Genomic DNA, 1,327 nt, shown 5'->3' on the forward strand with positions numbered 1-1,327 from the left:
CCGTACCTCTCACATCTGGATTAGTCCGCCAGATTTTTGGTGCTCGTTACCTATCAACACTTTATGGCTTGGTATTCTTTACTCACCAAGTAGGAAGCTTCTTGGGGGCTTGGGTCGGTGGCCGCATCTACGATTACTACGGTTCATACGATCCAATCTGGTGGTCAACCGTCGTTCTGGCTCTCCTCGCCGCTTTGATTCACTTACCGATCAATGACAAGCCAGTATCGCGCTTGAATTTGGCAACCGCCTAGCCAGAAAGGCTCTTAACGTCTACCGTTGCGAGCCTTTTTTCAGCAGCCCAATGATCTCCGCTTTCCTTTATCAAATGAGTATTCTCATCAATGATTTCTTATTTAAGATAAAGCACACCCATGCATCCTCTGTTAAGATTTGTGTGACATACTTTGTAGAAAGTTATAAATCAAAAAGGGTTTTAGATGAGAACACTTGGCAACATCATCTGGTTTTTATTCGGTGGCGTATTCATGGGATTGCTGTGGTGGCTATTCGGTATTCTTGCGTTCATCAGCATCATCGGGATTCCGTGGGGGCGAGCTTGTTTCGTCATGGGTAACTTTTCGTTTTTCCCATTCGGCAAAGAAGCCATTTCGCGTGATGAACTAACCAATGAAATGGATATTGGCACGAGTCCGCTAGGCGTCATCGGCAACGTACTTTGGTTTGTGTTTGCAGGTTTGTGGCTGGCAATCGGTCATATCCTATCCGCCGCAGCGTGTTTCGTTACCATTATTGGTATTCCGTTTGCACTTCAACACCTGAAACTGGCCGTAATTTCCCTCGCGCCTATCGGTAAAACTGTTGTAACGTCAGAAGAAGCGGCAATCGCTCGTTACAACATTAATCGTTAAGGTTATGTATCCTCTGAGCTTTCGGGCTCAGAGGGCAACGCCTGTTAAAAGTAAGCCTATTATTGCTACAGCGTATTCGATAATGGTTGATTGTATGCTCATACCGTCACCTTTAGGTTTATATCTTACCTAGCTCTGCACTGCTTCCAATTTATCCTTTATAATCAATTACCTTTATTGCCCATCACTTGAGTTATTCAACGCTTCAACTACAAACATCTCAACTCAACTTCCCTCTTACAAATTTTTAAAGCCGAACTATAAGCGTAGCCAAAAGTAATCGACTTTGAGGAGAGATCTACGCGGTAAACAGAAGAATATTGGTCAGGAATCTTACTTTTTCAGGCCCAAGAACAACTTATGGTCGTATCTTTTTTTAACCACGAAATGTGCACATCAAAAGGCAAAGAACACTAAGGATTGAATAAATCAACAAACATTGATTGTGGCGTAGA

Annotated in this window: 1 protein-coding gene and 1 pseudogene; both read left to right on the forward strand. The window is 43.2% G+C overall.

Features of this window, described 5'->3' with window-relative positions; genetic code table 11:
• A pseudogene (locus tag R7Z50_RS24240) lies at window positions 1-254 on the forward strand (MFS transporter); the annotation flags it as partial.
• Between the two features lie 186 nt (window positions 255-440).
• Window positions 441-872, forward strand: a complete 432-nt coding sequence (locus tag R7Z50_RS24245) for a YccF domain-containing protein (protein ID WP_005463381.1) — start codon at window positions 441-443, stop codon at window positions 870-872.
• Window positions 873-1,327 lie beyond the last annotated feature (455 nt).

It is taken from the genome of Vibrio sp. 1249-1, from assembly GCF_033340495.1.